Origin of the sequence: Pseudomonas sp. NGC7, from assembly GCF_047159675.1 — a bacterium.
Classification (GTDB): Bacteria; Pseudomonadota; Gammaproteobacteria; order Pseudomonadales; family Pseudomonadaceae; genus Aquipseudomonas; species Aquipseudomonas kermanshahensis.
Map to the genome: position 1 here is coordinate 5,529,172 of NZ_BAAFZY010000001.1, position 26,365 is coordinate 5,555,536.

Annotated in this window: 28 protein-coding genes; 12 read left to right on the forward strand and 16 right to left on the reverse strand. The window is 63.2% G+C overall.

Features of this window, described 5'->3' with window-relative positions:
• The first annotated feature begins 38 nt into the window (after positions 1–38).
• The 4 genes from lptE to ACMCNM_RS24715 all read left to right on the forward strand — a co-directional run bounded on the left by lptE (position 39) and on the right by ACMCNM_RS24715 (position 3,458).
• Positions 39–644 (forward strand): LPS assembly lipoprotein LptE, encoded by a 606-nt coding sequence (gene lptE / locus ACMCNM_RS24700; protein WP_027592619.1) that lies wholly within the window; start codon positions 39–41, stop codon positions 642–644.
• A gap of 38 nt (positions 645–682) precedes the next feature.
• Complete coding sequence (gene holA / locus ACMCNM_RS24705; protein ID WP_186677450.1) at positions 683–1,720, forward strand: DNA polymerase III subunit delta; 1,038 nt, start codon at positions 683–685, stop codon at positions 1,718–1,720.
• A 193-nt stretch (positions 1,721–1,913) separates the two neighbouring features.
• On the forward strand, positions 1,914–2,078 hold the full coding sequence (arfA, locus tag ACMCNM_RS24710; RefSeq protein ID WP_016501800.1) for an alternative ribosome rescue factor ArfA: 165 nt from the start codon (positions 1,914–1,916) through the stop codon (positions 2,076–2,078).
• A gap of 60 nt (positions 2,079–2,138) precedes the next feature.
• Positions 2,139–3,458: a lytic murein transglycosylase gene (locus ACMCNM_RS24715; RefSeq protein ID WP_412765604.1), complete on the forward strand. Its 1,320-nt coding sequence runs from the start codon at positions 2,139–2,141 to the stop codon at positions 3,456–3,458.
• A 33-nt stretch (positions 3,459–3,491) separates the two neighbouring features.
• Here ACMCNM_RS24715 and ACMCNM_RS24720 read toward each other — a convergent pair whose 3' ends face one another.
• The 13 genes from ACMCNM_RS24720 to ACMCNM_RS24780 form a co-directional block, all read right to left on the reverse strand.
• Positions 3,492–4,430 (reverse strand): S66 peptidase family protein, encoded by a 939-nt coding sequence (locus ACMCNM_RS24720; protein WP_412765605.1) that lies wholly within the window; start codon positions 4,428–4,430, stop codon positions 3,492–3,494.
• 86 nt (positions 4,431–4,516) lie between these two features.
• On the reverse strand, positions 4,517–5,533 hold the full coding sequence (lipA, locus tag ACMCNM_RS24725; RefSeq protein ID WP_027592615.1) for a lipoyl synthase: 1,017 nt from the start codon (positions 5,531–5,533) through the stop codon (positions 4,517–4,519).
• Positions 5,534–5,535: 2 nt separating this feature from the next.
• Positions 5,536–6,183, reverse strand: coding sequence for a lipoyl(octanoyl) transferase LipB (gene lipB / locus ACMCNM_RS24730; RefSeq protein ID WP_027592614.1), 648 nt, complete (start codon positions 6,181–6,183; stop codon positions 5,536–5,538).
• Positions 6,183–6,458 carry a DUF493 domain-containing protein gene (locus ACMCNM_RS24735; RefSeq protein WP_012312556.1) on the reverse strand — a complete coding sequence of 92 codons (276 nt, stop codon included), beginning with the start codon at positions 6,456–6,458 and terminating at the stop codon, positions 6,183–6,185. Before ACMCNM_RS24735 ends, lipB begins: the two co-directional genes overlap by 1 nt.
• A gap of 75 nt (positions 6,459–6,533) precedes the next feature.
• On the reverse strand, positions 6,534–7,694 hold the full coding sequence (locus tag ACMCNM_RS24740; protein ID WP_027592613.1) for a D-alanyl-D-alanine carboxypeptidase family protein: 1,161 nt from the start codon (positions 7,692–7,694) through the stop codon (positions 6,534–6,536).
• 194 nt (positions 7,695–7,888) lie between these two features.
• Positions 7,889–8,893 (reverse strand): septal ring lytic transglycosylase RlpA family protein, encoded by a 1,005-nt coding sequence (locus ACMCNM_RS24745; RefSeq protein WP_027592612.1) that lies wholly within the window; start codon positions 8,891–8,893, stop codon positions 7,889–7,891.
• Positions 8,893–9,903 carry a lytic murein transglycosylase B gene (gene mltB / locus ACMCNM_RS24750; RefSeq protein WP_027592611.1) on the reverse strand — a complete coding sequence of 337 codons (1,011 nt, stop codon included), beginning with the start codon at positions 9,901–9,903 and terminating at the stop codon, positions 8,893–8,895. Before mltB ends, ACMCNM_RS24745 begins: the two co-directional genes overlap by 1 nt.
• Positions 9,904–9,920: 17 nt before the next feature.
• Positions 9,921–11,024 (reverse strand): rod shape-determining protein RodA, encoded by a 1,104-nt coding sequence (gene rodA, locus ACMCNM_RS24755; protein ID WP_050580719.1) that lies wholly within the window; start codon positions 11,022–11,024, stop codon positions 9,921–9,923.
• 38 nt (positions 11,025–11,062) lie between these two features.
• On the reverse strand, positions 11,063–12,952 hold the full coding sequence (gene mrdA, locus ACMCNM_RS24760) for a penicillin-binding protein 2 (RefSeq protein ID WP_412765606.1): 1,890 nt from the start codon (positions 12,950–12,952) through the stop codon (positions 11,063–11,065).
• A gap of 16 nt (positions 12,953–12,968) precedes the next feature.
• Complete coding sequence (rlmH, locus tag ACMCNM_RS24765) at positions 12,969–13,436, reverse strand: 23S rRNA (pseudouridine(1915)-N(3))-methyltransferase RlmH (protein WP_023382530.1); 468 nt, start codon at positions 13,434–13,436, stop codon at positions 12,969–12,971.
• A 9-nt stretch (positions 13,437–13,445) separates the two neighbouring features.
• Positions 13,446–13,865 (reverse strand): ribosome silencing factor, encoded by a 420-nt coding sequence (rsfS, locus tag ACMCNM_RS24770; protein WP_252825956.1) that lies wholly within the window; start codon positions 13,863–13,865, stop codon positions 13,446–13,448.
• A gap of 42 nt (positions 13,866–13,907) precedes the next feature.
• Complete coding sequence (nadD, locus tag ACMCNM_RS24775; protein ID WP_050580718.1) at positions 13,908–14,600, reverse strand: nicotinate-nucleotide adenylyltransferase; 693 nt, start codon at positions 14,598–14,600, stop codon at positions 13,908–13,910.
• Positions 14,569–15,840, reverse strand: coding sequence for a glutamate-5-semialdehyde dehydrogenase (locus ACMCNM_RS24780; protein ID WP_027592606.1), 1,272 nt, complete (start codon positions 15,838–15,840; stop codon positions 14,569–14,571). Before ACMCNM_RS24780 ends, nadD begins: the two co-directional genes overlap by 32 nt.
• A 400-nt stretch (positions 15,841–16,240) precedes the next feature.
• Between ACMCNM_RS24780 and ACMCNM_RS24785 the strand changes: the two genes are divergently transcribed.
• Both ACMCNM_RS24785 and ACMCNM_RS24790 read left to right on the forward strand, forming a co-directional pair.
• The gene (locus ACMCNM_RS24785) at positions 16,241–16,909 is read left to right on the forward strand and encodes a DNA-3-methyladenine glycosylase (protein WP_027592605.1); all 669 of its coding nucleotides are present in this window, start codon (positions 16,241–16,243) and stop codon (positions 16,907–16,909) included.
• 3 nt (positions 16,910–16,912) lie between these two features.
• Positions 16,913–18,229, forward strand: a complete 1,317-nt coding sequence (locus tag ACMCNM_RS24790; RefSeq protein WP_412765607.1) for a bifunctional DedA family/phosphatase PAP2 family protein — start codon at positions 16,913–16,915, stop codon at positions 18,227–18,229.
• Positions 18,230–18,347: 118 nt separating this feature from the next.
• Here the strand turns inward: ACMCNM_RS24790 and ACMCNM_RS24795 are convergent, their stop codons facing one another.
• From ACMCNM_RS24795 to ACMCNM_RS24805, 3 genes are read right to left on the reverse strand one after another with little or no spacing between them, the layout of a single operon-like run.
• Positions 18,348–18,938, reverse strand: a complete 591-nt coding sequence (locus ACMCNM_RS24795) for an LON peptidase substrate-binding domain-containing protein (protein WP_099455398.1) — start codon at positions 18,936–18,938, stop codon at positions 18,348–18,350.
• Positions 18,939–18,947: 9 nt separating this feature from the next.
• A complete protein-coding gene (locus ACMCNM_RS24800) occupies positions 18,948–19,664 on the reverse strand; it encodes an LrgB family protein (RefSeq protein WP_027592602.1) in 717 nt (238 codons plus the stop codon).
• Positions 19,661–20,023: a CidA/LrgA family protein gene (locus tag ACMCNM_RS24805; protein ID WP_027592601.1), complete on the reverse strand. Its 363-nt coding sequence runs from the start codon at positions 20,021–20,023 to the stop codon at positions 19,661–19,663. The genes ACMCNM_RS24800 and ACMCNM_RS24805 overlap by 4 nt, the downstream gene beginning before the upstream one ends.
• A 143-nt stretch (positions 20,024–20,166) precedes the next feature.
• Between ACMCNM_RS24805 and ACMCNM_RS24810 the strand changes: the two genes are divergently transcribed.
• The 6 genes from ACMCNM_RS24810 to purH all read left to right on the forward strand — a co-directional run bounded on the left by ACMCNM_RS24810 (position 20,167) and on the right by purH (position 26,286).
• On the forward strand, positions 20,167–20,622 hold the full coding sequence (locus ACMCNM_RS24810; protein WP_027592600.1) for a MaoC family dehydratase: 456 nt from the start codon (positions 20,167–20,169) through the stop codon (positions 20,620–20,622).
• Between the two features lie 134 nt (positions 20,623–20,756).
• On the forward strand, positions 20,757–21,635 hold the full coding sequence (prmA, locus tag ACMCNM_RS24815) for a 50S ribosomal protein L11 methyltransferase (protein ID WP_027592599.1): 879 nt from the start codon (positions 20,757–20,759) through the stop codon (positions 21,633–21,635).
• A 39-nt stretch (positions 21,636–21,674) separates the two neighbouring features.
• A complete protein-coding gene (locus tag ACMCNM_RS24820; RefSeq protein WP_412765608.1) occupies positions 21,675–23,093 on the forward strand; it encodes a DUF3426 domain-containing protein in 1,419 nt (472 codons plus the stop codon).
• A 174-nt stretch (positions 23,094–23,267) separates the two neighbouring features.
• Positions 23,268–24,281, forward strand: a complete 1,014-nt coding sequence (gene dusB / locus ACMCNM_RS24825; RefSeq protein ID WP_027592597.1) for a tRNA dihydrouridine synthase DusB — start codon at positions 23,268–23,270, stop codon at positions 24,279–24,281.
• On the forward strand, positions 24,278–24,598 hold the full coding sequence (fis, locus tag ACMCNM_RS24830) for a DNA-binding transcriptional regulator Fis (protein WP_012274390.1): 321 nt from the start codon (positions 24,278–24,280) through the stop codon (positions 24,596–24,598). The genes dusB and fis overlap by 4 nt, the downstream gene beginning before the upstream one ends.
• A gap of 80 nt (positions 24,599–24,678) precedes the next feature.
• Positions 24,679–26,286: a bifunctional phosphoribosylaminoimidazolecarboxamide formyltransferase/IMP cyclohydrolase gene (gene purH, locus ACMCNM_RS24835; RefSeq protein ID WP_085272339.1), complete on the forward strand. Its 1,608-nt coding sequence runs from the start codon at positions 24,679–24,681 to the stop codon at positions 26,284–26,286.
• Positions 26,287–26,365 lie beyond the last annotated feature (79 nt).

The window sequence follows — 26,365 nt, forward strand, 5'->3', positions numbered from 1 at the left end:
TGCGGGCGGGCGGTACAGGCCCAAGAGGGAGCAACAACATGATCAAACGCAATCTGCTGGTAATCGGCCTGGCCGTCGTGCTCAGCGCCTGCGGTTTCCAGCTGCGTGGCACCGGCACCACCGAGCTGAGCGTCAAAGAGATGGACGTCAGCGCGCGCAATGCCTATGGCGAAACCGTGACCCAGCTGCGTCAGGTTCTGGAGCGTAACGGCGTCAACGTGCACGCGGGCGCGCCTTACCGCCTGGTGCTGACCAACGAGCAGGAAAACGAACGCGCCGCGACCTACACCGGTGGCAGCCGCTCGGCCGAGTACGAGCTGACCACGGTACTGAACTACAGCATCCAGGGCCTGAACAACCTGGAACTGCTCAGCGACAAACTGGAAATGCGCAAGGTCTACGTGCGTGACGGTTCCAACATCACCGGTTCCGAGCAGGAAGCCAAACGGGCACGTGACGAAATGCGCCGCGACCTGGTCAACGCCATGGTCGTACGCCTGCAGATGCTGACCCCGACGCAACTCGACGAGCTGCAGCGTAAAGCCGACGAACGCGCCCAGGCTGAAGCCGCCGCGCTGGAAGCGGCACGCCGCCAGCAGGCGGAAACGCCTCAGCAGTCGCCAATGGAAGTTCCGGGCAACTGAGCCCGTGCGGGGCACCTTAGGTGCCCCGCCTGTTTCCGATGAAACTCGCCCCCGCCCAACTCAACAAGCACCTGCAAGGCGCCCTGGCACCGGTTTACGTGGTCAGCGGCGACGACCCATTGCTGTGCCAGGAAGCCGCTGACGCCATCCGCGGCGCCGCACGCCAGCAAGGTTTCGACGAACGCCAGGTGTTCAGCGCCGACGCCAATTTCGACTGGGGCACCTTGCTCCAGGCGGGCGCCAGCCTGTCGCTGTTCGCCCAGCGCCGCCTGCTGGAACTGCGCTTGCCCTCCGGCAAGCCCGGTGACAAGGGTGCTGCCGCCTTGATGGAATACTGCGCCAGGCCGGCCGAAGACACGCTGCTGCTGATCAGCCTGCCCAAGCTCGACGGCAGCGCGCAGAAGACCAAGTGGGGCAAGGCGCTGATTGAGGGCGCCCATTGCCAGTTCATCCAGATCTGGCCGGTGGATGCGCACCAATTGCCGCAGTGGATCAACCAGCGGCTGTCGCAGGCAGGCCTTTCGGCTCAACGCGATGCCGTGGACCTGATCGCCGCCCGGGTCGAAGGCAACCTGCTGGCTGCCGCCCAGGAAATCGAAAAACTCAAGCTGCTGGCCGACGGCAACCAGATTACCGTCGAGACCGTACAGGCGGCGGTCGCCGACAGCGCCCGCTTCGATGTCTTCGGCCTGGTCGATGCCATTCTCAATGGCGAAGCCGCGCACGCCCTGCGCATGCTGGAAGGCCTGCGCGGCGAAGGTGTGGAGCCGCCGGTGATTCTGTGGGCCCTGGCGCGCGAACTGCGCCAACTGGCCGGGCTGGCCCAACAGTTCAGCCAGGGCGTGCCGCTGGACAAGGCCTTCAGCCAGGCGCGGCCACCGGTGTGGGATAAACGCCGCCCACTGGTCAGCAAAGCCCTGCAGCGCCTCTCGGCGCAACGCTGGGCGCAGCTGTTGCAGGATGCCCAGCGGATCGATGCGCAGATCAAGGGCCAAGCCGAGGGTTCGCCCTGGACTGGGTTGTCGCGCTTGTCGCTGCTGATGGCCGGCCAGCGGCTAGCGCTCCCTTCCGAATAGCCGGGGCCGCTTCGCGGCCCATCGCGACACAAGGCCGCTCCTACAGCAATCGCGTCCCCCTGTAGGAGCGGCCTTGTGTCGCGATGGGCTGCATAGCAGCCCTAAGTCCCCAACCATATACACAATCAATTGGCCCTCCCCCACCCAGCGGCCTACAGTGCGCCCCGAAAGCCACCCATCGGGAATCCGCACCATGAGCAAAAAGCCGAAGAAGCACGGCCCCAACAAGGCCAAGTCGATCGTCGCCCAGCCACTGTTCCGCTGCCGCCAGGAACAACCGGACAAGGGCAAAGGCAGCTACCGCCGCGAAGCCTTCCAATCGAGAGATTGGGAGGCTTCTTACTTTTTGGCGGCATGAAAGCATCGAAAGCGCAGGCATGGTATGGTCGTCACCTGACCTGAAATTCTGGATCTGTGCATGCTCCTCAGCCTTCTTCCCCGTTGGAAATCCCGCCAGCTGATCGCGGCCTCCAGCTTCATCCTGCTCGTCGCCTGCGCGGAAAAACCCACCGCCGCCGATGCCTTGCCGCTGGCACCTGCCCAGCCCGCCCCGGTGGTGAACGTGCCTGGTGCAACGCCCGACGCCAGCACTACTGAGATCCAGCCCCTGCAAACCTTCGCGCAATGGCAGGCCGGCTTCCGCCAACAAGCCTTGCAGGCTGGCATTTCGCCAAACACCTTCGACCGTGCGTTCCTCGGTGTCACCCCCGACATGGACGTGATCAAGGCCGACCGCAGCCAGCCAGAATTCACCCGCCCGGTGTGGGAATACCTGGAAGGCGCACTGTCGCCACTGCGCGTGCGCAACGGCAAGAAGCTGATGGAGCAGAATGCAGAACTGTTGACCCGCATCGAACAGCGCTATGGCGTGGACCGCCAAGTGCTGGTTTCGGTCTGGGGCATGGAGAGCAACTTCGGCCAGTTCCAGGGCAGCAAGTCGGTCATTCGCTCACTGGCGACCCTGGCCTACGAAGGCCGCCGCCCCCAATTCGCCCAAGACCAGCTGATTGCCGCCCTGCAAATCCTGCAGAACGGTGATATCCAGCCAGAGGCCATGCGTGGCTCGTGGGCTGGCGCCATGGGCCAGACCCAGTTCATCCCGACCACTTACAACACCCATGCAGTGGATTTCGACGGTGATGGCCGCCGGGATATCTGGAACAGCACCCCCGATGCCCTGGCCTCCACAGCGCACTACCTGCAGAGCTCTGGCTGGAAACGGGGCCAGCCTTGGGGCTTTGAAGTGCAAGTGCCGGCCGGGTTCGACTTCTGGCTGGCCGACGGGTCGCTGCGCAAGCCGGTGAGCGAGTGGCTGCAACTGGGCGTGAAGCTGCCAGCCGGTACTCAGCTGCCCGCCAACAGCAATCAGCTGTCTGCCGCCCTGCTGCTGCCCGCAGGTGCGCGCGGCCCGGCGTTCCTGGTGCTGGACAACTTCCGCGCCATCCTCAAGTACAACAACTCGTCGTCCTACGCACTGGCCGTAAGCCTGCTGGGTGACCGGTTCTCGGGCTGGGGCTTCATTGCCGGCAGCTGGCCGAAAGAGGACCTGCCTTTGAGCCGCAGCGAGCGCATGGAGCTGCAACACCTGCTCAACGCCAGCGGGCATGACGCGGGCAACGCCGATGGCATCATAGGCGCCAACACCCGCAAGGCCATTCGCAATGCCCAGCAGGGGTTGGGATGGCCGGCGGATGGGTACCCGACGCACAAGTTGCTCGAGAGCCTGCGTCAGCAGTAAGAACGCTGGGGGCGCGTTGCGGCCCCCACGATCTCAAGCCCTAAACAAATCCTGCTGCAACACCAGCCTCATCTCCCCACTGTCCAGCACCACCTCAGCCCCCAGCGGCAAGCACACGTTCGGATCACAATGCCCACTGCGCCACCCGGCCAGCACCGGCACGCCCAGCGGCCCGAAAATGTCCTGCAACAGCGGCGTCAACGCCGCCACGGTGATCCCGGCAAAATCCCCCACCAGCACCCCCTTCACCCCCGCAAGCTTGCCCGCCAGGCGCAACTGGGTCAGCAAACGATCCACCCTGAACAACGGCTCGTTGACGTCTTCGATAAACAGAATGCAGTCCTGCGTATCGATCTCTGCCACCGTTCCCAGGGTCGCCCCCAGCATCGACAGGTTGCCCCCCAGCAAACGCCCGCGGGCAACCCCCGGCACCACGCAGCTCAACGCATAGTCGGTCGGATGCGCGATCGCATCGCCTGCACCCAGCTGCCCAATCAGTTGCGCCAGCAGCGACGACTCGGTCGGCTCAAGTTTGGCGCCCAACAGGTCGGCATTCAGCATCGCTCCATGGAAGGTCAGCAACCCGGTTTTGCGCTGGATAGCCGTGTGCAGCGCGGTGATGTCGCTGTAGCCGATCAGCGGCTTGGGGTTGCAACGGATCAGGTCAAAGTCGAGGCTGTCGAGCAGGCGCATGCTGCCATAGCCGCCGCGCATACACAGGATGGCGTCGATGGCCGGGTCAGCAAACGCATCGTGCAGGTCCTGCAGCCGCTGCTGATCGGGCCCTGCCAGGTAGCCCTGCGCCTGTTCAACGCCCGGGTAGATACGGCAGCGGTAGCCACGCTCGGTAAACCACTGGCTGGCCTTTTGCGCATCCAGCCGCGCCGGCCCGGCCGGGGCGACGATGGCAAAGCAGGCATTCTCCCCCAGGGCAGCGGGCAGTCGGGATTCAACGGTTTCGGCGCAATTCATCGCAACTCCTTGCAGTGCAGGGCACACAAATAAAAATGCCGATGCCGCCTTTCGGCGCGCATCGGCACGGGTGCTTCAGACCAGGCTCAGAGCTTGATCTTGGCTTCGTGAGCCTGCTGGTCAGCGTGGTACGAAGAACGCACCAGCGGGCCGGAAGCCACGTTCTTGAAGCCCATCTTGTAGCCTTCTTCGGCGAACCAGGCGAAGGTGTCCGGGTGCACGAAACGCTGCACCGGCAAGTGGCTGCGCGACGGCTGCAGGTACTGGCCGAGGGTCAGCATGTCGATGTCATGCTCGCGCATGCGGTGCATCACTTCGATGACTTCTTCGTCGGTCTCGCCCAGGCCGAGCATCAGGCCCGATTTGGTCGGTACGTGCGGGACCATCTGCTTGAACTTCTGCAGCAGGTCCAGCGACCAGTCGTAGTCCGACCCGGGACGCGCGGCCTTATACAGGCGCGGTACGGTTTCCAGGTTGTGGTTGAAGACATCCGGCGGCTCTTGCGCGGTAATCTCCAGGGCCACGTCCATACGGCCACGGTAGTCCGGGACCAGGGTTTCCAACTGCACACCCGGCGACAAGGCGCGGATCTCGCGGATGCAGTCGGCAAAGTGCTGGGCACCACCATCACGCAGGTCGTCGCGGTCCACCGAGGTGATTACCACGTACTTCAGGCGCAGGTCGGCGATGGCGACGGCGAGGTTCTTCGGCTCATCGAGGTCCAGTGGCTTCGGTCGGCCGTGGCCAACGTCGCAGAATGGGCAACGACGGGTGCAGATGTCACCCATGATCATGAAGGTCGCGGTACCGCCCGAGAAGCACTCGCCCAGGTTCGGGCAGGAGGCCTCTTCGCAGACGCTGTGCAGCTTGTGCTTGCGCAGCAGTTGCTTGATGCGGTCTACCTCGGGCGAGACCGGGATGCGCACGCGGATCCAGTCAGGCTTTTTAGGCAGTTCATCGGTAGGGATGATCTTTACCGGGATGCGCGCGACCTTGTCGGCGCCACGCAGTTTGACCCCAGCTTCCACCTTCTTCGGCGCTGGGCGCGGGGTGGCATCCTGGGTAGGTATCAGGTTCGGCACGGCTTCTTGCACAGTTGTCATATTCAGTCGATTCCGCCCGTGAGGGTCGTCTGCTCAGCGTAGTCGAGGTGCTTGACCAGCTGTCCGCGCAGCCTTGTCCTGACCTCGTTGAGTTCGATCGGGCCTGCCAGATCGCGTAGCTGGGTCATGGCCAGCCCCGCATAACCGCAGGGGTTGATTCGGCGGAATGGCGCAAGGTCCATGTCCACGTTCAGGGCAAGGCCGTGGAACGAACGGCCGTTGCGGATTCGCAGGCCGAGGGAGGCGATTTTCGCTCCATCGACATAGACACCCGGAGCGTCGGGCTTGGCCGCCGCCTGGACATCGTAACTGGCAAGCAGGTCGATCAGGGTCTGCTCGATGCGGCTGACCAGCTCACGTACCCCAAAACCCAGCCGCCGCACATCCAGCAGCAGGTAGGCCACCAGTTGCCCGGGGCCATGGTAGGTCACCTGGCCACCGCGGTCGGTCTGCACCACCGGGATATCACCCGGAATCAGCAGGTGCTCGGCCTTGCCGGCCTGGCCCTGGGTAAAGACCGAAGGGTGTTCGACCAGCCAGATTTCATCCTGGCTGTCGGGCCCTCGCTGCTCGGTAAAGCGACGCATGGCTTCCAGCACCGGTTCATAGGGCTGCAGGCCAAGATCGCGAAAACCGAGACAGGCGGACATCAGAGCACCATTTTCACGATGCCGGTAGCGCGCAGGGCGCTGTTGATATCGTGCAGCTGGTTCTCGCTCTCGGCAACGATGTGCAGTTGCACCGTGGTGTACTTGCCTTCTTTGCTCTGGCGCTCGGCCAGCGTGGCGAGGTCGACCTTGGCGTGTTTGCTGAGGACTTCGATGACCATGTCCTTGAAACCGACAACGGTATCGCCGATGACCTTGATCGGGTAGTCGGCGCAGGGGAATTCGATTTTGTGCGACTTGACGTCAGGTTCGCTCATAGCGGAAACGGCCTCGTAAGCCGTGGCAACAACAACGCTCCCGCCTGAACAGCGGGAGCGTGGCAGGTCACGTTATCAGTTGAACAACCCGTAGAAGAATAGACGGATGCTATCCCACATACGGCGGAAGAAACCACCTTCCTCGACGCCATCGAGGGCGATCAGGTCGGCGCTGTGAACCACGTTCTCGTCCAGTTTGACTTCCACTTTGCCGATCACGTCACCTTTGGCGATCGGTGCGGTGAGCTGCGGGTTCATGGTCATCGAAGCCTGAAGGCGCTTCAATTGGCCTTTAGGCATAGTCATGGTCAGGTCGTTGGCCAGGCCAGCTTTAACCTGGCTGGTGGCGCCCTTCCAGACTGGAGCCTGGGTCAGCTCGGTGCCTTTCTGATAGAAGGTCTGAGTTTCGAAGAAGCGGAAGCCGTAGGTCAGCAGCTTCTGGGTCTCGGCAGCACGGGACTGCTCGCTGTTGGTGCCGAACACCACGGCAATCAGGCGCTGGCCGTCACGTACGGCCGAAGCCACCATGCAGTAACCGGCTTCGTCGGTGTGGCCAGTTTTCAGGCCGTCGACGGTCTTGTCACGCCACAGCAGCAGGTTGCGGTTCGGCTGCTTGATGTTGTTCCAGAAGAACTCTTTCTGCGAGTAAATCGCATAGTGGGCCGGGTCGACGTCGATGATCGCGCGCGCCAGCAGGGCCATGTCGTGCGCCGAGGAGTAGTGCTCGGGGTTCGGCAGGCCGGTCGGGTTCATGAAGTGGCTGTTGGACATGCCCAGGTCAGCGGCCGTCTTGTTCATCATGTCGGCGAAGGCGTCTTCGCTGCCGGCAATGTGCTCGGCCAGCGCAACGGACGCATCGTTACCCGACTGGATGATGATGCCGTGCAGCAGGTCGCTGACAGTCACCTGGCTGCCAACCTTGATGAACATGCGCGAACCACCGGTACGCCAGGCGTTTTCGCTGACGGTGACCGGGTCGTTTTCACCGATCTGGCCGCGGCGAATGTCCAGGGTGGCGATGTAGGCGGTCATCAGCTTGGTCAAGCTGGCTGGCGGCAGGCGCTCGTCACCGTTGTTCTCGACCAGCACGTTGCCGCTGGACGCGTCCATGAGTACGTAGGACTTGGCTGCCAGTTGCGGTGGTGCCGGCATCATCTGCTCTGCCGCGAAAGCAGCAGGCGTGATCATCAGCAGTACGGGCAGGCAAAGTCGTTTGGCAAGGTTGGTGATGTTCATCCGTCTCTCGAAAATCGCTAATGGTCTGAGATGTTGCCTGGGCCACATCGTGTGCCCAGCGCCAGTCAGTCTAGTTTTTAAGGCCTTGGGCCGAGCCCGCACACTGCGGCTTTATGTCGCTGCGGGCAAAAGCGGACATTGTACATGCCCGCGCCCGTCAATTCATGACAAAACCGACAGTTTGGCCGGTGCGGTCAGTCAGCTGTGACCAGCTTGGCCTGCCCCAAGTTCGCCAGGCGAATGCTGTTCTGCGCCTGCTGGATCTCGCCCTGGCTGCTGATCGGCCCTAAACGCACGCGGTGCAGGGTTTGCTGGTTACGCACGATGGAGCTGATGAACACCGGCGCGCTGACCATGGTGCTCAGTTTCGAACGCAGCAGTTCGGCGGCGTCCGGGTTGGCGAAGGCGCCCACCTGCAAGAAGCTGCCGCCGTTGCCTGCCGGCACATTGTTGCCGCCGACTTGAACGGGCACTACGGGTGCAGCGTGCTGCTGGGGTGGCGGCGTCCACTGCTCGACACGGCCGGTGCTGGCCGGGATCGACTGGGTCTGGGCAACCTGGGGTTCCTTCAGCACCAACGGTGGCTGCTGGCCACGCTGGGCCCACCATTGTTGCGGGTCGATACCTTCGACGCGCACATGGGCGGTGCCGATTTCGGCGTAGCCGAGCTTCTTCGCCGCCGCGTAGGACAGGTCGATGATACGGTCGGAGTAGAACGGGCCACGGTCGTTGACCCGCAGGACCACGCTGCGGCCGTTGGCCAGGTTGGTCACCCGCACATAGGCCGGCAGCGGCAAGGTCTTGTGCGCCGCGCTCATGCCGTACAGGTCATAAAGCTCGCCGTTGGCCGTGTTCTGCCCGTGAAACTTGGTGCCATACCACGACGCGGTACCCTCGGCGCGGTAGTTGCGCGAGTCCTGCATCGGGTAGTAGGTCTTGCCCAGTACCGTGTAAGGGTTGGCCTTGTAGTTGCCGGTGTGCACGGTTGGCGTGGCGTCGGGGATCTTGTTCACGTCCACGTCCCACCACGGCGCACCGTCCTTGTGGGCACGGTTGATGTCCAGGCCGGGCTGGGCGCGGACTGTATTACCGCTTTTCTGGGTGGTGGTCGGGCGGCTGGAAGAGCAGCTGACCAACAGCATGCCGACAGTCATGCAGGTCAGCAGCTTGAAGGTAGTGGCAGAGATGATTGCGCGCATTACTTGACGCCCCGTGCTTGGACCAGCTGTTCCGAAAGCTGATGCACCGCCATGGCGTACATCACGCTGCGGTTGTAGCGAGTGATCGCGTAGAAGTTCTTCAGGCCCATCCAGTACTCGGGGCCGTTTTCGCCCTCCAGGCGGAAGGCGGTGACCGGCAGATCATCGCGCAGCGCATCATGACTCGACCAGCCCAGCGCCCGCAACTCCCCGACAGTCTTCACCGGCTCGATACCCGTGGTCAGGCCTTCATCAACCCGCTCGCCCTGCACCATGGCACGGCTGACCACGCCTTCGCCGGCTACCCAGCCATGGCGCTTGAAGTAGCTGGCTACGCTGCCGATGGCATCGTCCGGGTTGTTCCAGATATTGATGTGGCCATCGCCGTCGAAGTCCACGGCATAGTTGCGGAAGCTGCTCGGCATGAACTGCGGCAAGCCCATGGCGCCTGCATAGGAGCCTTTGAGCGTGAGCGGGTCAAGCTGCTCGGCACGGGCCAGCAGCAGGAACTCGCGCAACTCCTTGCGGAAGAATTCGGCCCGCGGCGGGTAGTCGAAGCCCAGCGTCGAGAGGGCGTCGATGACCCGGTAATTGCCGGTATTGCGGCCGAAAAAGGTCTCTACGCCGATGATCGCGACGATGACTTGCGCCGGCACCCCGTATTCCTGCTCGGCCCGCGCCAACACCGCTTCGTGCTGGCGCCAGAAGTCCACACCGCGGGCGATGCGCGCGTCGGTGATGAACATCGGACGGTAGTCCTTCCACGGCTTGACCCGTTCGGCCGGCCGCGAGATGGCATCGAGAATTGACTGTTTACGCTGGACCTCACGGAACACGCCCATCAGCTGCTCGCTGGCAAAGCCGTAGTCGCGGGTCATTTCGCCAACGAACTCGGCCACTTGGGGCGAGCCTTCGTAGTCGCCGGCATGGGCCAGCTGGACAGCGCCGAACAGGCCCACCGCGCCGATCCACGGCGCACAACGGGCAGCCCAGTTACGCACTGCTTGCATGAAATTCTTCACCTTATTCAAACCTGTGCGATCCATTTGCGGTGCGTATGGATCGACATCAGAACGCCAAACGCTGACAGCAGCGTCACCAACGAAGTTCCGCCATAGCTGATGAAGGGCAGCGGCACGCCCACCACGGGCAGAAGGCCGCTGACCATACCGATATTGACGAACACGTATACAAAGAAGGTCATCGTCAAGCTGCCCGCCAGCAGCTTGCCGAACAGGGTCTGCGCCTGGGCCGTGATCATCAGGCCGCGACCAATCAGCAGCAGGTAGACGATCAGCAGCAGGCAGATGCCGACCAAGCCGAACTCCTCACCGAGCACGGCGATGATGAAGTCGGTGTGGCTCTCGGGCAAAAAGTCCAGGTGCGACTGGGTGCCCAGCAGCCAGCCCTTACCGAATACCCCGCCCGAACCGATCGCAGCCTTGGACTGGATGATGTTCCAGCCGGTGCCCAAGGGGTCGCTTTCCGGGTCGAGGAAGGTCAGCACGCGCTGCTTCTGGTAGTCGTGCATGACGAAGAACCACATGGCCACTGCCACCGGCACCGCCGCCGCCACCACACTGACAATCCAGCGCCAACGCAGCCCGCCCATGAACAGCACGAACGCACCGGAGGCCAGAATCAACAGCGCCGTGCCCAGGTCGGGCTGGCGAACGATGAGGATGAACGGCACGCCGATCAGCACCAGGCTGATCGCCACATGCTTGAGGTGTGGCGGCAAGGTGCGCTTGGACAGGTACCAGGCGATGGTCGCCGGCATGATGATCTTGAGAAATTCCGAGGGCTGGAAGCGAATCACCCCGGGGATGTTGATCCACCGGGTGGCGCCCATGGCGTTGTGGCCCATCACGTCCACCACCACCAGCAACAGCACCCCGGTGACGTAGGCCAATGGCACCCAGCGCGCCATGAACCGCGGCTCCAGTTGGGCGATGACGAACATCGACACCAGGCCGATGCCGAACGAAGTCGCCTGCTTGAGCAGCAGGTCCCAGTTCTTGCCACTGGCCGAATACAGCACGAACAGGCTGCCAGCCGCGAGGGTCAGGAGGATGACCAGCAACGGGCCATCGATATGGATGCGCTGCAGGAAGCTGGCGCGCCGACGCATCACATCCTCGCTGGAGAGCATGCGATCGAAATTGTTCATCACAGGGCCGATTCCTGGGTAACGGTGGCGGGAGCGAACTCGGACTTTAGCCGGCCGTGCTCGTCGAGCAACCAGGCGTCCATGATCTGGCGCACCACGGGTGCGGCGACGCCAGAGCCGGATTCGCCGTTCTCGACCATCACCGACACCACGATCTTCGGGTCGTCGGCCGGGGCGAAGGCGACGAACAGGGCGTGGTCGCGGTGGCGTTCCTGAAGTTTGTTACGGTCGTATTTTTCGCCTTGCTTGATCGCCACCACCTGGGCAGTACCGCTCTTGCCGGCGATGCGGTACTGGGCGCCGGCAGCAGCCTTGCGCGCGGTACCACGGGCGTTGTGCATCACCTGCTCCATGCCGTGGGTCACCTTGGCCCAGTCCGACTTGTCACGCAGGATGATGTTATCCATCGGGTTCTCGTCCACCGGCGGTTGGCCTTCGATGGTCTTGGCCAGGTGCGGGCGGTTCCACACGCCTTTGTTGGCGATCAACGCGGTGGCCTGGGCCAACTGCAGCGGCGTGGCCTGCATGTAGCCCTGGCCGATCCCGAGAATCAGGGTTTCGCCGGGGAACCAGGCCTGACGGCGGGTGGCACGCTTCCATTCGCGAGACGGCATCAGGCCGGCGGACTCTTCGAACATGTCGAGCGAAACCCGCTGGCCGATGCCGAACTTGTTCATGTAGCTGGACAAACGATCGATGCCCATTTTGTGGGCAAGGTCGTAAAAGTAGGTGTCGTTGGAGCGCATGATCGCGGTATCCAGGTCGACCCAGCCATCGCCAGAGCGGTTCCAGTTACGGTATTTGTGATCGTAGTTGGGCAGCTGGTAATAGCCTGGGTCGAACACCCGGCTGCCGGCATTGACCACGCCACTGTCCAAACCGGCGATGGCCACCGCTGGCTTGATGGTCGAGCCAGGTGGGTACAGCCCGCGCAGTACGCGGTTGAACAACGGCCGGTCGATCGAATCCCGCAGCTCGGCATAGGCCTTGAAGCTGATGCCGGTGACGAACAGGTTAGGGTCGAAGCTTGGCTGGCTGACCATCGCCAGCACTTCGCCGGTACGCGGGTCGAGCGCCACCACCGCGCCACGACGGCCACCCAAGGCGGCCTCGGCGGCTTCCTGCAGCTTGATGTCGAGGCTCAGGACGATGTCCTTGCCAGGCTTGGGGTCTGTACGCTTGAGCACCCGCAGCACGCGGCCGCGGGCGTTGGTCTCGACTTCCTCGTAACCGACCTGGCCGTGCAACGCATCCTCGTAGAAACGCTCGATACCGGTCTTGCCGATATGGTGCGTACCGCTGTAGTTCACAGGGTCGAGGGTTTTCAGCTCTTTCTCGTTGATACGCCCGACATACCCCACCGAGTGCGCAAAATGCGCACCTTGCGGGTAATGCCGCACCAACTGCGCGACCACTTCCACGCCGGGCAGGCGGAACTGGTTCACCGCCACCCGGGCGATCTGCTCTTCGCTCAGTTCGAACAGGATGGGCACCGGCTCGAACGGCCGACGGCCCTGGCGCATGCGCTTCTCGAAGAGGGCGCGGTCGTCGTCAGTCAGCTCCAGCACTTCGACGATATTGTCCAGCACTTCCTGCCAGTTACCCGCACGTTCACGGGTCATGGACAGGCTGAAGCTGGGCCGGTTATCGGCGATGATCACCCCATTGCGGTCGAAGATCAGCCCACGGGTCGGCGGGATCGGCTGCACATGCACCCGGTTGTTCTCCGACAGCGTCGAGTGATAGTCGTACTGGATGATCTGCAGGTAATACAGCCGCGCGATCAAAACGCAGATAAGCAGCATGATCGCCACCGCGCCGACCACGACGCGGTTACGCACCAGGCGGGCGTCTTTCTCGTGGTCCTTGAGACGGATCGGCTGCGACATCGGACTGCTTACAGGCTCATTTGTGGTAAGGGTGCCCGGACAACACGGTCCAGGCGCGATAGATCTGCTCGCCGATGAGTATCCTTACCAACGGGTGCGGCAACGTCAGCGGCGACAGCGACCAGCGTTGCTCAGCGCGTGCGCAAACCTCAGGCGCCAGCCCTTCCGGGCCGCCCACCATCAAATTCACCGTGCGCGCATCCAGGCGCCAGCGGTCCAGCTCGGTCGCCAGCTGCTCGGTACTCCAAGGCTTGCCATGGACCTCGAGGGTGACGATGCGTTCCCCAGGCTGAACCTTGCTCAGCATGGCTTCGCCCTCCTGACGGATCAGGCGAGCGACGTCGGCATTCTTGCCACGGGTATTCAGCGGGATTTCCACCAGCTCAAGCGACAGCTCCGGGGGCAGGCGCTTGGCATATTCATGCCAACCGTCCTCGACCCACTTGGGCATGCGCGAGCCGACCGCGATCAGGCGCAGACGCACGACGCTTCCTTATTCCCGGTCTTTGAGCTTGTCGGAGTACTCGTGGGCGTGGTCCGGGCTGTGGTGCTTGCCATCGGCGGCACGGCTTTGCTCGGCACCCTGCCACAGGCGCTCCAGGTCGTAGAACTGGCGGGCAGCGGCGGTCATCATGTGCACGATGACATCGTTCAGGTCCAGCAGCACCCAGTCGCTGTCGCCCTTGCCTTCTTCACCCAGGGGTTGAGCACCCTTGGCCTTGACGGCTTCACGGACCTTTTCGGCCATCGCGTTGATCTGGCGGTTGGAGGTACCGGTGGCAATGATCATGAAGTCGGTCAGGCTGTGCTTTTCACGCACGTCGATGACCTGGATATCCTGGGCCTTGACGTCTTCCAGCGCTGCCTTGGTCACTTGGACCAGTTCTTCGCCGTAAATTTTCTGCTTGGTCATATAAAACTCGTTCAACTTGTTGGATGAGGTGCCGGAGCACCGTCAGTTAGGCACACGATACAGTTCGTGTGCCTCGATGTAGGCCAGTACGGCGTCCGGCACCAGGAACCTCACCGATTTGCCGCTGGCCAGCAGCTGTCGGATCTGTGTAGCCGACACCGCAAGCGGTGTCTGCCAGACGAACGAAATATTTCCCGCCGGGCCGGACATGGCGGTGGGATCGCTCTCGGAGCGCGCAGCCAACAGGTTGCGCAGCTCGTCAGGGGGTTCAACGTCGGCATCCGGGCGTTGCAACACCAGGATGTGACAGTGTTGCAGCAGCTCTTCCCAGCGGTGCCAGGCGGGCAGGCCACAAAAGGCATCCCAACCCAGCACCAGGAACAGCTGGTCGTCAGCGCCCAGTTCGGCGCGGATCGACTCCAGGGTGTCGATGGTGTACGACGGCTTGTCGCGGGCAAGCTCGCGGGCATCCACGCTCAGGCAGGCAACACCCTGCACGGCGCTGCGCACCATGGCCAGGCGATCTTGCGCGGCCACTTGCGGGGTGTCGCGGTGCGGCGGCCGGGCATTGGGCAACAGGCGCAACTCGTCCAACGCCATCAACTCGGCCACTTCCAGCGCGCTGCGCAGGTGGCCGATGTGAACGGGGTCGAAGGTGCCGCCTAGAATGCCGATGCGCCGGACTGCCTGGGCCTTGCTCAACTCAGCAGGACTCCTGGCCGCGTAGCTGGCCATCGCCGATCACCACGTACTTCTCGCAGGTCAGGCCTTCTAGGCCAACCGGGCCGCGGGCATGCAACTTGTCGGTGGAGATACCGATCTCCGCGCCCAGGCCGTACTCGAAACCGTCGGCGAAGCAGGTTGGGGTATTGAGCATCACCGACGCCGAGTCGACCTCTGCCATGAATTGGCGGGCCTGGCCCTGGTGCTCGGTGATGATCGAATCGGTGTGGTGCGAGCCATAGTGGTTGATGTGTTCGATGGCCTGGTCCAGGTCATCGACTACACGAATCGACAGGATCGCATCCAGGTATTCGGTGTGCCAGTCGTCTTCGCTGGCCGGCTTGGCCGCGATGAGCGCACGCGTGCGCTCGCAGCCACGCAGTTCAACGCCCTTTTCCTGGAAACGGCGGGCCATTTCCGGCAGGAAGCGCTCGGCTACACGCTGGTCGACCAGCAGGGTTTCCATGGCGCCACAGATGCCGTAGCGGTAGGTCTTGGCGTTGAAAGCGACGCGCCAGGCCTTGTCCAGGTCGGCATGTTCGCTGACATAGACATGGCAGATGCCGTCCAGGTGCTTGATGACCGGCACCCGCGCATCGCGGCTGATACGTTCGATCAGGCCACGGCCACCGCGCGGCACGATCACATCGACGAACTCGGGCATGCTGATCAGCGCGCCCACGGCTTCGCGATCGGTGGTCTCGACCACTTGCACTACCGCCGCCGGCAGGCCGGCCTCGGCCAGGCCACGCTGGATGCAGGTGGCGATGGCACGGTTGGAGTGGATGGCCTCGGAGCCGCCACGCAAGATGGTCGCATTGCCGGACTTCAGGCACAGGCTGGCGGCATCGATAGTCACGTTGGGGCGCGATTCGTAGATGATCCCGATCACCCCCAGGGGGGCACGCATCTTGCCGACCTGAATACCCGATGGGCGGTAGCTCATGTCGCGGATGGCGCCGACCGGGTCCGGCAGGCTGGCCACCTGGCGCAGGCCCGTGATCATGCCGTCGATACGCGCCGGGGTCAGCGCCAGGCGGTCGAGCAGTGCGGGCTCCAGGCCATTGGCGCGGCCTGCGGCGAGGTCCAGTGCGTTGGCGGCGGTCAACTCGGCGCGGGCAGCGTCCAGTGCATCGGCAGCCGCTTGCAGGGCGCGGTTCTTCTGCGCGGTGCTGGCACGGCCGATCACCCGGGAAGCCTGGCGAGCAGCGCGACCCAAACGGGTCATGTAGTCAAGAACGGACTCAGTCATGGGTTCGGTGTCTTGGCGAAGGGGAAATCGGCTGATTATAACTGTCGCGCAGGTATACGCCCAGCGGCGGGTGGCGGATGGTAGAAAATGGTGGGCTTGGCTTGGTTTTTAGCACCCGGCAGGGCGGGCGCCGCATGCGCGGCGCTTCGCAGCACAAGGCTGCTCCTACAGGAGATGGGCGGCCCAGGAATAATTGGCCCGAAACAGATGTAGGAGCAGCCTTGTGCTGCGAAACGCCGCGCGGGCGGCGCTCGATCTCCCAGACACCAAATCCCCCAAGACGAACACCTCTCAGCCCCCCAAAGAAACATGCAGATACCATTCAACCACCCACCCGGTTCAGCCTCGATTAAGCCATTCATTGCTATCATCCAAGCCTTTGAAGCCACGAACTGCCAGCATGCCAGCCCTGCCCGACCGCTTTTTCGACCGTGACGCCCAGACCCTGGCCAAGGAGTTGCTGGGCAAGGTCATCCGCCATCGCCAGGGCGACCTCTGGCTGGCCGCGCGAATCATCGAGACCGAGGCCTACTACCTGACCGACAAAGGCAGCCATGCCTCGCTCGGGTATACGGAAAAGCGCAAGGCCCTGTTCCTCGACGGCGGGCACATCTACATGTATTACGCCCGCGGTGGCGACTCGTTGAACTTCAGCGCCCATGGCCCGGGCAATGCGGTGCTGATCAAGTCCGCCTACCCTTGGCAGGATGACCTCTCGAACGCCAACAGCCTGGCGCAGATGCAACTGAACAACCCCGACGCCAGCGGCAACCTGCGCCCGGCCGAGCGCCTGTGCGCAGGCCAGACCCTGCTATGCCGTGCACTGGGCCTGAAAGTGCCGCGCTGGGACGCGCAGCGGTTCGACCCTGAGCACTTGTACGTCGACGACTGCGGCATCGCCGTGCCGCGGGTGATCCAGGCTGCGCGCCTGGGTATCCCGCAGGGCCGCGATGAGCACCTGCCGTACCGCTTCGTCGACGCCGAATACGCCCGCTTCTGTACACGGAACCCGTTGCGACGCGGCCAAGTCGAAGGCCGAGACTTCTTCATTCATCAACAAGGAAACTGACACATGGGCCAATGGCTCGACAGCCTGACCGGCTGGCTAAGCGCCAACCCCCAGTGGCTTGGCCTGGCGATTTTCCTGGTGGCCTGCATCGAATGCCTGGCCATTGCCGGCATCATCGTGCCTGGCACCGTGCTGCTGTTCGCGGTCGCCGTGCTGGCCGGCAGCGGTACCTTCAGCCTGGGCGAAACGCTATTGCTGGGCTTTCTCGGCGGCTTGCTGGGTGATGCACTGTCGTACACGGTCGGCAAGTATTTCCACCAGAACATCCGCCGCCTGCCACTGCTACGCCACCACCCGGAATGGATCGGCAGCGCCGAAACCTACTTCCAGCGTTATGGCATCGCCAGCCTGCTGGTCGGGCGCTTCATTGGGCCGCTGCGGCCCATGCTGCCGATGGTCGCCGGCATGTTCGACATGCCACTGCCGCGCTTCATTGCCGTCAGCCTGGTGGCAGGCGCCGGCTGGTCAGTTGCCTACCTGCTGCCTGGCTGGGCCACGGGCGCCGCCATGCGCCTGCCTTTACCGGAAGGCTTCTGGCTGGATGCGGGCATCCTTGCCGGTGCGTTGGCGGTGCTCATCGGCCTGAGCCTGAACAGCAGCATCCGCGATCAACGCCACGGCACTCGGCTGATCGCCGGCTTGAGCTTCGCGGCCCTGGCCGGGGTATTCCTGGGCTGGCCGTACTTGCACGAATTCGATCAGGGCGTGATGACACTGGTGCAGGAACACCGCAGCCAAGTCATCGACGGCACCGTGGTACTGGTGACACGGCTGGGTGATTTTCGCACGCAGTTTTTCCTCGGTGGGCTGCTGACCGGCCTGCTGCTGCTCGCCCAACAATGGCGCCATGCACTGTTTGCGGGCGGCGCATTGATGGGTACGGCGATTGCCAATGGCACGCTCAAGTGGCTATTCGCCCGCGCGCGGCCCGAGGTGCTGACCGACCCACTGACCAGCTACAGCATGCCCAGCGGCCACAGCTCGGCGTCGTTTGCGTTCTTTTTGGTAATGGCGGTGCTGGCGGGGCGTGCCCAGCCGCCGCGGATGCGCCTGACCTGGGTGTTGCTGGGGTGCATTCCTGCCTTGGCGATTGCGTTGTCGCGGGTTTACCTGGGGGCGCACTGGCCGACCGATATTCTGGCCGGCGCCTTGCTGGCGTGCTGCGTCTGCGCGGTTAGCCTGACCTTGGTGCAGCATCGCCAGCCGCTTCCAGCGCTGCCGCTACGGGTGTGGTGGTTGGTGCTGCCGGCGTGTGTCGCGCTGCTGGCGTTCTTTGCCATGCACGCGCTGCCGCAGGCTTTGGAGCGGTATCAGTATTGATGTTGCCTATGCCGGCCTCTTCGCGGGCAAGCCCGCCCCCACAGGCAGTCTGCCATGCACCACACCTGTGGGAGCGGGCTTGCCCCGCGAAGAGGCCACAACAAGCCACAGTGATCAGTCAGGCAAACAGCTCACCCTGAATCCGCTCCAACAGCCTCTGAATCTCTTCCAGCCGCAACTGCGGCGAGTCGATGCTCAGCAGGTCCAGCTTGTCCTCTTCCATGAACGGCAGCAGATACGCCAGCTGATTGGCCAACGCTTGCCGCCCATCCACCGGCCGCGGCATGTCCAGCGCCTCGACCATCGGGTGCTCACCCAGGGCAACCAGCAATGCCAGCAGGTCTTCGTCCGCCTCGCCCAGGGGGCTATCAGCCAGCTCCGGCAACCACTGCACCTGCCCGACCAGTAACTGGTCCTTCTGCACCTCGGTCTGCTCCAGGTTGAAACGCCGCACCCCTTCGACACGGATACCCAGCAAGCCGTTATCCTGCTGCACGAAGTCGCGGATCATCGCCTCGCAACCGATCGAAGCAACCGTCGGTGGCGCTTTGCCAACCTGCTCCCCTTCCAGGATGCACACCACCCCAAAGCCCTCGCCCTGCTTCATGCAGCGGCTGATCATGTCCAGGTAGCGCGCCTCAAAAATCTGCAAATCGAGGAAGCACCCCGGAAACAGCACGGTATTGAGGGGAAACAGCGGTAGCGTCATCACAACTCCTCAAGCCACCAGGCTGACCGCCAGCGGCAGGAACACCGCCGTGGCCACCCCCATCAGGCTCATCGCCAGCGCGGCGAAAGCGCCGCATTCATCACTTTCCTGCAGGGCCACCGAAGTGCCCACCGCATGCGCGGTCACGCCCAGCGACATGCCGCGCGCCTCAGGGCTGTGCACACCGAGGCGGGTCAACAGCGCCGGGCCGAAGATCGCACCGATAACGCCGGTGATCAGCACGAACACCGCGGCCAGCGCCGCCACGCCACCAATCTGCTCGGCCACCAGCATGGCGATCGGCGACGTCACCGACTTCGGCGCCATGGTCATCAGGATCATGTGTTCGGCGCCGAACCACCAGCCCAGCAGCAGGCAGCAGACCGTGGCGAACAGGCCTCCGATTACCAGCGTAGTAAATGTCGGCCAGAACAGTTGGCGAATACGCCGCAGGTTGAGGTAGAGCGGCACGGCCAGGGCCACAGTGGCAGGCCCCAGGAGCGTGTTCATGATCTCGGTACGCTGGCGGTACTCGCTGTAGTCGATGCCGCACACCAGCAGCACGCCAATTACCAGCAGCATCGACACCAGTACCGGCTGCAGGAAGATCCAGCGGGTCTTCTCATAGCCCGCAAGCACAACCTGATAGGCCCCCAGGGTAATGCCGATGCCAAACAAAGGATGGTGGATGACTGCATCGAGCGCGCCTTGCCAGTCGAGCATCATGGCTGCTCCTCGTGCTTGCCTTGGCGGTGGATGAGCTTCTGCATCAACACGCCGACGAACACCAGGGTCAGCAGGCACGAAATGAACAGTGCACCGGCAATCGCCCAGAAGTCGGCGGCGATGTCCTTGGCATACACCATTACCCCCACCGCCGGCGGCACCAGCAACAGTGGCAGGTAGCGCAGCAAGCTGCTGGCGGCTTCATTGAGCGGCTTGCCGACCTCCCCCCTGGCCATCAGGAAGCACAGCAGCAGCAACAGGCCGATGATCGGCCCCGGCAAAAACGGCACAAACAGGTGATTGATCGCCGTACCCAGCAGTTGAAACAACACCAGCCAGGTCAAACCACGCAACAGCATAAGCACCTCCCTCGGGCATGGCGGCCATTATAAGCACGCTAAGGGTATAAGCCGATAATCGCCGAAAAACGCGCAACTTGACTGAAACGGTGGGCCGTGCTGATCTTGCACCTTCGTACCAACTTACAACCTGGAGAGTCGCGATGCCCTATGTACCGGTTACAGAGCTTTCGCAGTACGTTGGCAAGGAACTGGGCCGTTCTGCCTGGCTGAAAATCGACCAACAGCGCATCAACCTGTTTGCCGAAGCCACAGGCGATTTTCAGTTCATCCATGTCGACCCGGAGAAAGCGGCGAAAACACCGTTTGGCTGCACGATCGCCCATGGTTTCCTGACGCTGTCGCTGATCCCTACGCTGATGGAGGACATCCTGGTCCTGCCGCAAGGGTTGAAGATGGTCGTGAACTACGGGCTGGACAGCGTGCGGTTCATTCAACCGGTCAAGGTCGACAGCCAGGTGCGGCTGAAGATCGATCTCGCCGAAGTGCTCGAGAAAAAACCCGGCCAGTGGCTGCTCAAGGCAATCGCCACGCTGGAAATCGAAGGGGAAGAGAAGCCTGCTTATATAGCGGAGTCCCTGTCGCTCTGTTTTGTCTGAGTGATCGCCGGGGCGCTGTGCGCCCCATTCGCGACAGGCCCCCGATACAATCCACAAACCCCGCGCACTCGCGTAAACTGCGAGCCTTCGCGCAGCCTCGGGCTGCCCCTGTCGATTTACCAAAGGTGCCCGCCATGCCCTGGCTGCAAGTACGCCTGGCCATCAGCCCGGAACAAGCCGAAACCTACGAAGACGCCCTGCTTGAAGTAGGCGCCGTCTCGGTCACGTTCGTGGACGCAGAAGATCAGCCGATCTTCGAACCCGACCTCAACACCACCCCGCTGTGGTCGCACACTCACCTGCTGGCCCTGTTCGAGGCCGATGCCGAGCCCGAGCAGGTGTTCGCCCACGTCCGCCTGCTGACCGGCGCCGAGCTGCCCGAGCACCAGGCTGAAGTGATCGAAGACCAGGACTGGGAACGCAGCTGGATGGACAACTTCCAGCCGATGCGCTTCGGCCGCCGCCTGTGGATCGTGCCAAGCTGGCACGAAGCGCCGGACAAGGACGCGGTAAACCTGCTGCTCGACCCAGGCTTGGCGTTCGGCACCGGTACCCACCCGACCACCGCCCTGTGCCTGGAATGGCTCGACGGCCAGCAACTCGAAGGCACCCAAGTGCTGGACTTTGGCTGCGGCTCGGGGATTCTGGCCATTGCCGCCCTGCTGCTGGGCGCGCGCGAAGCGGTCGGTACCGACATCGACGTGCAGGCCATTGAAGCCTCGCGCGACAATGCCCAGCGCAATGGCATCGCCGACGAGAAGCTGGCGCTGTACCTGCCCGAGCACATGCCGGCCATGCAGGCAGACGTACTGGTCGCCAACATCCTGGCCGGCCCGCTGGTCTCGCTGGCGCCGCAGTTGTCTGGCCTGGTCCGCCCTGGTGGCCTGCTGGCACTCTCGGGCATCCTTGCCGAACAAGGCGATGAAGTGGCTGCTGCCTACGCCGCCGACTTCGAGCTGGACCCGATCGCCGTACGCGATGGTTGGGTGCGCATCAGTGGTCGCCGCCGTTAAGCGCGCTAGAATAACTTTTGTACAACCCCGGATCGCCGCATGACCGACAGTTTCGTCACCCAGTGCCCGCATTGCCAGACCAGCTTTCGCGTCACCCATCACCAGTTGAGTGTGGCGCGCGGCGTGGTGCGGTGCGGCCATTGCCTGCAGGTGTTCAACGCCGCAAAGCAACTGCTGGAGCAGAACCGCGCCGGTGATGCCAGCGTGCCTGTGGAACCTAGAGCGCCCGTGGCGCCCGTGGTACCCGTCCCGCCTGCAGCGCCTGCCGAGCCGATTGCCAAGCCTGCGGTCACGCCCGATCCCCCCGCCAGCGAACGCCCAGCGCCCCCTGAGGACGACTGGGCGCTCACGGCCCAGGCCCTGGATGAACTGGACCTGGACCAAGAGCTGGCCCGCCTTGAACGTCGTGGCGAACCTGCCGCCGTTCGCCCGCCCAGCGCGGACAACGGTCTGCAGGCCCGCCGTGAAGAACATCAGCCAGACGCCCATACCGATGAGCTGTTTGGCAACGCCACCGACGACCGCTTCGAGCCTGAACAGGCGCCTGAACCTGCACCCACGCTACTGACACAGCATGCGCTGGAACAGGAAGCGTTCGAACAAGAGTCACTGGACCTGGAGCCCGCCCCAGGCGATCGCACCGAGCCGACCCTGGGCGGCCACCTGGACCTGGACATCGACGACGAGCCCCCCGTACGGCGCGACATCGAGGCCGACGAGCACCATGCGTTCGTCAGCGAGCACTTCGCTGCCAGCCACGATCCAGCCCCGGAAAAGGGCCTCAGCGCGCGCGACGATGACGAACTGGACCTGCACCTGTCGGCCCACGACGACGACGACGACCCTGTAGAGCCGTTGCCCGGTGAACGCCTGGAGCCTGGCCTGTCCAGCAAGCCCGAGCGTGCGCCGCGTAAGGAGCCGCTGGTCGACGTGGTCGACGACCCGCTTCAACTGGGCTGGGAAAAGCCCCAGCCCAACTGGGGCAAGCGCTTGCTGTGGGGCTTCCTGACGCTGCTGGCTGCAGGCCTGCTGGCGTTCCAGTACGTGTGGTTCCATTTCGATGAAATGGCCCGCCAGGACCAGTACCGGCCGATCTTCCAGCAGGTATGCCCGCTATTCGGCTGCGAAGTGCCGACCCGCGTCGACATCGCCCGCATCAAGAGCAGCAACCTGGTGGTGCGCAGCCACCCTGACTTCAAGGGTGCGCTGATCGTCGATGCGATCATCTACAACCGCGCCCCCTTCGCCCAGCCGTTCCCACTGCTCGAGCTGCGTTTCGCCGACCTCAATGGCCAACTGATCGCCAGCCGGCGCTTCAAGCCCAGCGAGTACCTCTCTGGCGAACTGGCCGGGCGCGGCGAGATGCCCAGCCAGACCCCGATCCACATTGCCCTGGACATCCTCGACCCAGGCCCCAAGGCCGTGAACTACAGCCTGAGCTTCCGCTCGCCGGAGTAATCGGCTGATCCTGGGGGCACTTTGTGCCCCCAGCCTCGCCTACCCACACCAAAAGTCATAAGCCGACAACTGTTCAGATTTTATCCAAATCCATCTTTATCCGGTCACCGAGAGCGGGTATCATGCCCACCCTTTTTCGAACTCCAAGATTCGGCCCCACAACAGGGATCACCTATGTCGGCGGTACGCATCGGCCCATACACACTGCGAAACAACCTGATCCTCGCCCCCATGGCCGGGGTCACGGACCAGCCTTTCCGAACACTTTGCAAGCGCCTGGGCGCAGGCATGGTGGTGTCGGAGATGGTGTCCAGCGACATGAGCCTGTGGAACAGCCGCAAGTCGAGCCTGCGCCGCATTCACGAAGGCGATCCCGAGCCGCGCTCGGTGCAGATCGCCGGCGGGGATGCCCAGATGATGGCAGCGGCGGCAAAGGCCAACGTCGAAGCGGGTGCCCAGATCATCGACATCAACATGGGCTGCCCGGCAAAAAAAGTCTGCAACAAAGCTGCAGGCTCTGCTTTATTGAGAGATGAAGCCTTGGTCAGCGAGATTCTCCACGCCGTGGTAGGCGCCGTGGACGTCCCGGTGACGCTGAAGATCCGCACGGGGTGGGATCGGGCGAACAAGAACGGCCTGAATGTGGCGAAGATCGCTGAACAGGCCGGCATCCAGGCGCTAGCGGTGCATGGCCGCACACGCGCCGACCTGTACACAGGCGAAGCCGAATACGACACCATCGCTGCCATCAAGCAGGCGGTGTCTATCCCGGTATTTGCCAACGGCGATATCACATCGCCAGAAAAGGCCCGGGCGGTACTGGACGCCACCGGGGTCGATGGCCTGTTGATCGGCCGCGCTGCCCAAGGGCGGCCCTGGATCTTTCGCGAGATCGAGCATTACCTGCGGACCGGCGAACAGTTGCCGGCCCCGCAGCTGGACGAAGTGGAACGCATCCTGCTAGAGCACCTGGCCGCGCTGCATGCCTTCTATGGCGACGTGATGGGCGTACGTATCGCCCGCAAGCACGTTGGCTGGTACCTGGCAACACGACCCGGCGGCAAGGAGTTTCGCTCCCGGTTCAATGCTTTGGAAGACACACAAGCGCAGTGCGCCAACGTTCGCGCGTTTTTCAGTGAACGTCGACAGAGCCTTGAGACAGAGGACGGACAAGGGGTGGCCGCATGACGATGATGACCGAGACATTTGTGAGTGGAACAACGCCCGTGAGCGACAACGCCAACCTGAAACAGCACCTCAACACGCCAAGCGAAGAGGGCCAGACCCTTCGCGACAGCGTCGAGAAGGCGCTGCACAACTACTTCGCCCACCTGGAAGGCGCGACCGTCACGGACGTGTACAACCTGGTGCTCTCCGAAGTCGAGGCGCCCCTGCTTGAAAGCGTGATGAACTACGTGAAGGGCAACCAGACCAAGGCCAGCGAGATGCTCGGGCTCAACCGAGGCACCCTGCGCAAGAAGCTCAAGCAGTACGACTTGTTGTAAGCCAGAATCCCAATCAGAAAAGGCGGCTCCCTGAACAGAGGCGCCTTTTTTGCTGACTCCACCGCGTTATGGAATCCGAAATGACCGACCAGACTACCCGCCTGCCGATCCGCCGCGCCCTGATCAGCGTCTCCGACAAGACCGGTATCCTCGAATTCGCCCGTGAGCTGCAGCAGCTCGGTGTCGAGATCCTGTCCACCGGCGGCACCTACAAGCTGCTCAAGGATAACGGCGTGAACGCGGTGGAAGTGGCCGACTACACCGGCTTCGCCGAAATGATGGATGGCCGGGTCAAGACCCTGCACCCGAAAATCCACGGTGGCATTCTGGGCCGTCGCGGCATCGACGACGCCATCATGAACGAGCACGGCATCAAGCCGATCGACCTGGTCGCCGTCAACCTGTACCCCTTCGAAGCCACCATCTCCAAGCCAGGCTGTGACCTGCCGACCGCCATCGAGAACATCGACATCGGTGGCCCGACCATGGTCCGCTCCGCTGCCAAAAACCACAAAGACGTTGCCATCGTGGTCAATGCCAGCGACTACGCCAGCGTCCTCGACGGCCTGAAAGCCGGCGGCCTGACCTACGCCCAGCGCTTCGACCTGATGCTCAAGGCGTTCGAACACACCGCCGCCTACGACGGCATGATCGCCAACTACATGGGCACCATCGACCAGGCCAAGGACACCCTGAGCACTGAAGCACGCAGCGAATTCCCGCGCACCTTCAACAGCCAGTTCGTCAAAGCCCAGGAAATGCGCTACGGCGAGAACCCGCACCAGAGCGCGGCGTTCTACGTCGAAGCCAAGAAGGGTGAAGCCAGCATCTCCACCGCCATCCAGCTGCAAGGCAAGGAGCTGTCGTTCAACAACGTGGCCGACACTGACGCCGCGCTGGAGTGCGTGAAGAGCTTCGTCAAGCCTGCCTGCGTCATCGTCAAGCACGCCAACCCGTGCGGCGTGGCCGTGGTACCGGAAGACGAAGGCGGCATCCGCAAGGCCTACGACCTGGCCTACGCCACTGACACCGAGTCGGCCTTCGGCGGCATCATCGCCTTCAACCGCGAGCTCGATGGCGAAACCGCCAAGGCCATCGTCGAGCGCCAGTTCGTCGAAGTGATCATCGCCCCGAAAATCTCCCAGGCCGCCCGCGACGTGGTCGCCGCCAAGCAGAACGTTCGCCTGCTGGAATGCGGCGAATGGCCAGCTGAGCGTGCTGCCGGCTGGGACTTCAAGCGCGTCAACGGTGGTTTGCTGGTGCAGAGCCGCGATATCGGCATGATCACCGCCGATGACCTGAAAATCGTCACCAAGCGCGCCCCGACCGAGCAAGAAATCCACGACCTGGTGTTTGCCTGGAAAGTGGCCAAGTTCGTCAAGTCCAACGCCATCGTCTACGCCAAGCAGCGCCAGACCATCGGCGTCGGCGCCGGCCAGATGAGCCGCGTCAACTCCGCTCGCATTGCTGCAATCAAGGCCGAGCATGCTGGCCTGCAAGTTCAAGGTGCGGTCATGGCGTCGGATGCGTTCTTCCCGTTCCGTGACGGCATCGACAATGCGGCTAAAGTGGGTATCAGCGCCGTAATTCAGCCAGGTGGTTCGATGCGTGATGCCGAAGTCATCGCCGCAGCCGACGAAGCCGGCATCGCGATGGTGTTCACCGGTATGCGCCACTTCCGCCACTGATTACACGGATTCCGGGGCGAGCAGCGGGCCTGTGGGAGCGGGCTTGTCCCGCGAATGCGGCGGTGAATTCACCATCGCA